The 6,596-nt window shown below is 61.6% G+C and carries 6 protein-coding genes; all 6 read left to right on the plus strand.

The genetic code is table 11. From position 1 onward, the window contains the following. Positions 1 to 330 (plus strand): flagellin (locus AC1DT3_RS09570; RefSeq protein ID WP_477465022.1); only part of this gene is annotated, 330 nt, incomplete at its 5' end. Between the two features lie 147 nt (positions 331 to 477). Beyond that, on the plus strand, positions 478 to 2,118 hold the full coding sequence (gene fliF / locus AC1DT3_RS09575; protein ID WP_477465023.1) for a flagellar basal-body MS-ring/collar protein FliF: 1,641 nt from the start codon (positions 478 to 480) through the stop codon (positions 2,116 to 2,118). Beyond that, the gene (locus AC1DT3_RS09580; RefSeq protein WP_477465024.1) at positions 2,118 to 2,738 is read left to right on the plus strand and encodes a hypothetical protein; all 621 of its coding nucleotides are present in this window, start codon (positions 2,118 to 2,120) and stop codon (positions 2,736 to 2,738) included. The genes fliF and AC1DT3_RS09580 overlap by 1 nt, the downstream gene beginning before the upstream one ends. A 2-nt stretch (positions 2,739 to 2,740) precedes the next feature. Beyond that, positions 2,741 to 3,925, plus strand: coding sequence for a MotB family protein (locus tag AC1DT3_RS09585; protein WP_477465025.1), 1,185 nt, complete (start codon positions 2,741 to 2,743; stop codon positions 3,923 to 3,925). Then, positions 3,922 to 5,214: a chemotaxis protein gene (locus AC1DT3_RS09590; protein ID WP_477465026.1), complete on the plus strand. Its 1,293-nt coding sequence runs from the start codon at positions 3,922 to 3,924 to the stop codon at positions 5,212 to 5,214. Before AC1DT3_RS09585 ends, AC1DT3_RS09590 begins: the two co-directional genes overlap by 4 nt. Next, positions 5,211 to 6,524, plus strand: coding sequence for a flagellar hook-length control protein FliK (gene fliK / locus AC1DT3_RS09595; RefSeq protein WP_477465027.1), 1,314 nt, complete (start codon positions 5,211 to 5,213; stop codon positions 6,522 to 6,524). The genes AC1DT3_RS09590 and fliK overlap by 4 nt, the downstream gene beginning before the upstream one ends. Positions 6,525 to 6,596 lie beyond the last annotated feature (72 nt).

A 6,596-nucleotide genomic window follows, 5' to 3' on the forward strand; every position in this document is an offset into this window, starting at 1 on the left:
TCGATCGACAAGCTCGACATCTCGGCCATCCAGAACCAGGATCTGTCCAAGCTCCGCGCCTACATCTCCGCAGTGGACAAGGCTCTCAGCGCCATGACCGACGCGGCGACCACGCTCGGCGCGAACAAGACGCAGATCACRTCGCAGACGACCTTCGTCGAATCGCTCATCAAGKCGAACGARCGCTCCATCGGCACGCTCGTCGACGCSGACATGGAAGAAGAATCGACCCGCCTCAAGGCGCTGCAGGTTCAGCAACAGCTCGGCGTTCAGKCGCTCAGCATCGCGAACGGCAACACCCAGAGCATYCTCTCGCTCTTCCAGGGCTAACACCCGGCATCGAAGCCCTGACATTCAGGGCTTTCAGCAAAAGCCACGCTCCACCCGAGCGTGGCTTTCTGCTTTGCAAGCTCCGGACAAGTTTGTCGCGCGAGAGATTGGTTCCCAAGAATCCGCCAGAAGTCCGAGTCGAAATCGATGCYAGGTCGCGAACATGCCGAGAAGCTTTGGAGCAACATTCTCGAACTCGGTGCGCGACGTCTGATCGCCCTCGGGCTGATCGGCCTCGTCGTATTCCTCGGGGTCGGCCTCGGCGCATACTATCTCAGTCGCCCGGCCCAGGAACCGCTTTATACGGGCCTTGAGCGGGAAGACGTGAGCCGGATCGGCGCAGCGCTCAAGGATGCCGGTATTCCCTTCGATGTCAGTTCCGATGGTACAGCGGTTCTCGTCAGCCACGCGAACACCGCCAATGCGCGAATGCTCCTCGCGGAAAAAGGGCTGCCGCAGAGCTCCAAGTCCGGCTACGAACTGTTCAACGATCTGGGTTCGCTCGGACTGACTTCGTTCATGCAGGAAGTCACGCGCGTCCGGGCGCTCGAGGGGGAGATTGCCCGGACGATTCAAACGATGAAGGGCGTCAAGGCGGCTCGCGTTCACATCGTCATGCCGGATCGGGGATCGTTCCGCCGCGAGCAACAGCCCGCATCGGCCTCGGTCGTCGTTCGCACGGAACCGGCAGACGACATGAGCTCGGCGCAGGCGATCCGCCATCTCGTGGCCGCCGCCATACCGGGCATGAAAGTCGATCGCGTCACGGTTCTCAATACTGACGGAACATTGCTGATGTCCGGTGACGACGGTACAAATGCCTCTACCGGCAAAATGGCTTCGCTCGAACGCACGGTTGGTCGCGAGATTCAAGACAACGTGCGGCGGACGCTGACACCCTATCTGGGGCTGGGGAACTTCGAAATCAGTGTCGCCGCGCGGCTGAACACGGACAAGACCAATGTCAGCCAGACGATATTCGATCCTGAATCGAAGGTCGAGCGATCGATCAGGACCGTAAAGGAAACGGAAGTCTCTCAGAACCGTGCCAATCAGAGGCCGACGACGGTGCAGCAAAACCTGCCCGAGGAGCGGGTGCGTTCCGAGGGCGGCGAGAACTCCAGTGAAGACAATCAGCGGCGTGAGGAGCTGACCAACTACGAGATCTCGTCGAAGACGATCCAGACGATCAGCGATGGATATTCGGTCAAGAACCTCTCCGTCGCCGTTCTCGTCAATCGCAGTCGGATCGCGGCGCTCGTCGGCAACGACGCACCGCAAAGCGCGATCGATGCACGCATCGCCGAGATCGAGCAACTCGTGTCATCTGCGGCCGGCTTCGACAAAGCCCGCGGCGATCAGATCAAGGTCGCCGCAGTCGGCTTCATCGATGATGGGCGTCTGATGGAGGCGGCCCCTGCGCTGGGCTTCGGCGAAGTCTTCATGCGTCAGTTCGGAAACATCATCAACGCCGCGACCATTCTCATCGTCGCGACTCTCCTGATCTGGTTCGGCTTGCGACCAGCCGTGACCGCTATCCTGGCGCGACCTGAAATCGAGCAGCAATACGACGCTGCCGCGGTGGCGGCGCTCGCTGCGCCCGAGGGCGCCGTCGAAGGAGCCGCTGATCCGCAGCTTGCGGCGGCCACCGTTCCGAATTTGATCGAGGATCTTACCGGCAAGATGAACCKCTCGCCGCAGAAGAAGCTCGAACAGATGGTCGAGTTCGATGAGAACCACGCTGCTGCGATCCTGAAGCAATGGCTGCATCAGGCGGAGGCGGCCTGATGTCCAACGGGATCGCGCGCTACTTGATCGACTTCGACCTTGAGAAAAAACGGGAGACGGGGCGTCCCGAGCAGGGCAAACCGAGTCAGGTTCCGCCTTCGCCGACCGACATCGCAGACCGTATTCGTAAGGCCGAAGCTGCGGCACGCGAAGAAGCACTGACCGAGGCCGCGCGGAAGCTGGAGCAGTCCCTCGCGATCGAACGTGCCGGCTTCACTGAACGCCTCGCCGTCGAGCGTACGAAATGGAATGACGAGGAAGCGCGCGCGCTGACCGCGCAGTTCGCCCTGGCTGTGCAGGTCATGGAACAGGGCCTCGCCGATTGCGTCGCCCGTATCCTCACCCCTTTCCTGGCGGACAGACTGCGGCAGACGATCGTGGAAGAGCTCCTGAAGACACTTGGTAAGCTCGCATCGGACAAGCAGAACGTCGCGTTCACGATTCGCGGACCGGACGACATGCTGTCGGCGATCGAATCGGCCCTCGGTCCTGACAACGGCAGATTCACCTATGTCGCCGACACGTCGGTCGATGTTCGGGTTTCCGTCAACGACACGGCGGTCGAAACGCAACTGGGCGCGTGGTCGGCCCGGCTCTCCGAGGCCATTCAACTGAGCTGATCATGTCAGAACCTGGGAAGCAAGAGATCATCATCGTTCGCCGGTACGAGGCGGAAGAAGAGCAGCACAAGGGCGGCGTATGGAAGATCGCGCACGCCGATTTCATGACGGCCATGATGGCCTTCTTTCTGGTGATGTGGTTGATCAACGCCGCCGACAAGGAAACGCGTTCGACGGTCGCCAACTACTTCAATCCCGTTCAGTTGGCGGAAAGCACGCCGGATCGCAAAGGTTTGAAGGAGCCGAAGAAAAACGCGCCAGAGAGCTCGGTCGATTCGGATCAAGATGCGAAGCCGTCCGAGGGTACCGGTGCAGAGATGGGTGGTAAGGCACCCCAGACCCAAAAATCGCGTTTCAAGGAAAGTGCGCTCTTCCAAGATCCCTATGCGATTCTGGCCAAGCTCGCGGCCGAGGCGGAGCATGATCGTCCGCAGGACACGCCCGGCGCGGACCTCACATTGGGTGACACGGGCGAACCGGGATTGAATGGTGGCGAAGCTTATCGCGATCCGTTCGATCCGCTCTATTGGCAGGTTGCCCCAGTCCCGATGCCGAAAACCGACAAGCCGGGCGCTCCCGGGACCGCGCCGCCGGTTCCGAAAAACGGCATGCTCGATGCCTTGGCGCCCTCCATGACGCCGCGTATGCCGGCAAGCGAAAAGTCCGGCGCGCCTCCCATCCCGCCACCGGCTCCAAAGCTCGCTCAAACGGACGCGAAACAAAGCAGCGAGGATGCAGAGCTGAAGGCCGAGATCGCCAAGGCTGTTCAACCTCAAAGCGCCGCCGCTGCCAGTCCCCATGTGGAAGTCAGCCGAACCGGCGACGGCGTTTTGATCAGCGTGACGGACGAGCTCAATTTCAGCATGTTCGCGGTCGGCTCGGCGGAACCACAGCCGCAGGTCGTCCGCGCGATGGAGAAGATCGCCAAGATTCTCAGCACGCGAAACGGAAAGGTCATTATCCGCGGTCACACGGACGGTCGGCCCTTCAAGTCCGATACCTACGACAACTGGCGCCTATCGACGGCGCGCGCTCACATGGCGGCTTATATGCTGGTGCGCGGCGGTATCGACGAGGCTCGGATCGAGCGCGTCGAGGGCCATGCGGACCGATCGCTGAAAACTCCGGGCGACGCGAAGGCGCCGGAAAACAGGCGCATTGAAATCCTGCTCCGGGATCGCCCGTGACAGTGTTATCGCCTCTGATCGCTCTGGCGGCAGCATTGCTGTTTGCGTCGCCGGCTTTCGCCGAGGTGGAAGCGCCTGCGACGGCAAAGGCACCTGGTCCTGTCGAAATGGTGCGAACGCTGCAGACGCTGCAGGACCAGATCGCGACCGGATCGACGGAGGCTCACATAGCCCAGCGCGCACTTCTCGGCCACATCGACAATCGACTCAACCCACTCGACGGACAGACTTGGGCGGAACCGAAGAACGTGCGCGCCGCCGTCATTTTCGTTCTCAGTGGCGGAAAGCCGGCAATACTCAAGCGCATTGCCGCGACGGGCGGATTGGCGAAAACCGACGAGCTCCTGGTCAAGGGCGCRCTCGCCTATGTGGAAGGGCGCGAAGAGGAGGCGGGCARACTACTGGGCGAGGTCGACGTACACACCTTGCCCGCGAGTCTCGCCGGCCAGGTGGCGCTCGTCCAGTCGGCATTGATCGTGCGCAACGATCCGGCAAAATCCGTCGAGCTGCTCGATTTCGTCCGCCTTCAGTTGCCGGGCACTCTCGTCGAGGAGGCCGCTCTGCGCCGGGAGATCTTCGTCGTCAGCCAGATGGGTGACCTGAAGAAGTTCGATCTGTTGTCGCGTCAGTATCTGCGGCGCTTCCGCCATTCGGTCTATTCCGGCAATTTTCGGCAGCGGTTTGCTGCCGCACTCACGCGTCTCGAATTTGCCAAGGACGAGGTTCAATTCGCTCGCCTCGTTTCGATGCTCGACGAACTCGAATCGGAGGTGAGCCGCGATCTTTATCTGATGGTGGCTCGCGCTGCGATCGATCAGGGGCAAACGAAAGCGGCCATTCTCGCGGCTGACAAGGCGCGTGGATTGTCTGCGAGCGACAAGGTCGCCGCTGCGCGGGCATCGCTCTATCGTGCCGCCTCGGTCATCGTTTCGCCAGCTGGATTTGAGGTTGGGCTCGAAGAGTTGAAGAAAATTGACAAGGCGGATCTGCCGGAGAGAGATGTCGCCCTTTTGGAATCGGCATTGTCGATGGCCGGCTATATTCGCAGCGCACCGGTGACGGCGACAGCGCCGCCCGCGCCGAAGGTTCCGGCCCAGCAAGCCGTAACACCCGCACCAGCCGCAGCAATGAGCCCTTCATCCGTCATTCCACTTGGTACGCCGCCTGCTTTGCCAGCTGCTTCATTGCCCGCACCAGGCGCTCAGGACAACATGAGTTCGCCTGCAATAGCCCGCGCACAAGATGCGCTCGGACGTGTCGATCAACTTTTCAAAAGAGGCGTTCCGTGAGCAAATTCGACTTCGCAATTCCGCCTCAACCCCGACGAGCCGACGCCGGCGCCACAAAGAGCGCCACGCAACTCCCCGATGGCAGCGATGGCTCAGGCGAAATCAAGGATACGTTGAACTTCGATACGGTTCTGCGCGAAGCGGCGACCGCGAACGGTGCGGAGGCTCCGTCTCGAGAGCTAAATCGGTGGCCGCGCGTAACCTCCGTCTTCCCCACCGAAGGCGAAGTGATCGACGGGTCGCCGAAGAACGACGTCGACAAAGTCGATTTGAATGCAGTGGGTGGAAATGCGCCGTTGCCGATGGAGGGCGCTCAGGCCGACCGCACACCGTTGATCCCGCTCATCGCGACTGCGCTGCCTCAAGCGCCGGACATGAAATTGCCGGTGATTGGCTCGACCCATAAACCCCGACCTGCGCTGTCCCAGGACACCGCGCCCCTCTTCGGCGCCGCGTCCGATACGGACGTGCTGCAGGCGCCAACTGCGGCAGTTGCAAGAGTCGCAGTTCTGCATCGAGAAACGCACTTCAAGCCGACCGCGTCCGGGCCGACCTTCGCCGTGGCGACATCTGCGCAGAATCCGGATGCGGCCTCGGATCAAACGGATGGACTCGACGCCACGAAGCCGTCGCAGAGTGCTCAGTCGTTCGAGACCGTATTGGCGGCGCGAGTCGGTGCCGAGCGCGCGCGGGGGACCGACGCGTCCGCGCCGACCTCTGCGGGTTCGGAACGAACCGGCACGGACGCTTCGCTGCCACCTGCGATGTTACAGCGCATTGCCAGCGCAATCGCCAGCGAGGGGGAGACGATATCCGGGCTGCCCGAGGCGCCGCTTCGCAAAGTCGATGGAACTCACGGGTCCCTCGTCATCAAGTCTTCGGATAGGGCGGTTCGGGTTTTGAATCTCCAACTGCATCCCGCCGAACTAGGCGTCGTGACGGTCAAGATGCGTCTTGCGGGCGACAAACTCGAAATGGAACTTCATGCGCAATCCGAGGATACGGCGCAGTTGTTGCGCAAGGATTCGGAAAAACTGTCCGCGCTGCTTAGGGGATCGGGTTATCGCCCGGATGTGCTCGCGATTCACGCTCCCGGCGATTCGGCACCATCGGACGGATCGCAACAGCGTCAGCAGGGGCAGTCCTCGCAATCACTATTCTCCGGGTCCCATCAGGGAATGGCGGGATCGGACAGTGGATCGCGCGGTCGTTCTGGGCAGCGCGGGGTATTTCAAGATGCAGGGCGGCAGAACGCTGATGACGAAAAAGGTTCTTTGGTCGATCGGAATGGTGGCGGCCTCTATCTGTAGCTTTGCCAACGACGCCTCGGCCAGCGCCAATAGCTGCGAACGAGAGATGGTGCAGGCCGCCTCGAAATATGG

It is taken from the genome of Microvirga sp. P4_G7, from assembly GCF_056401005.1.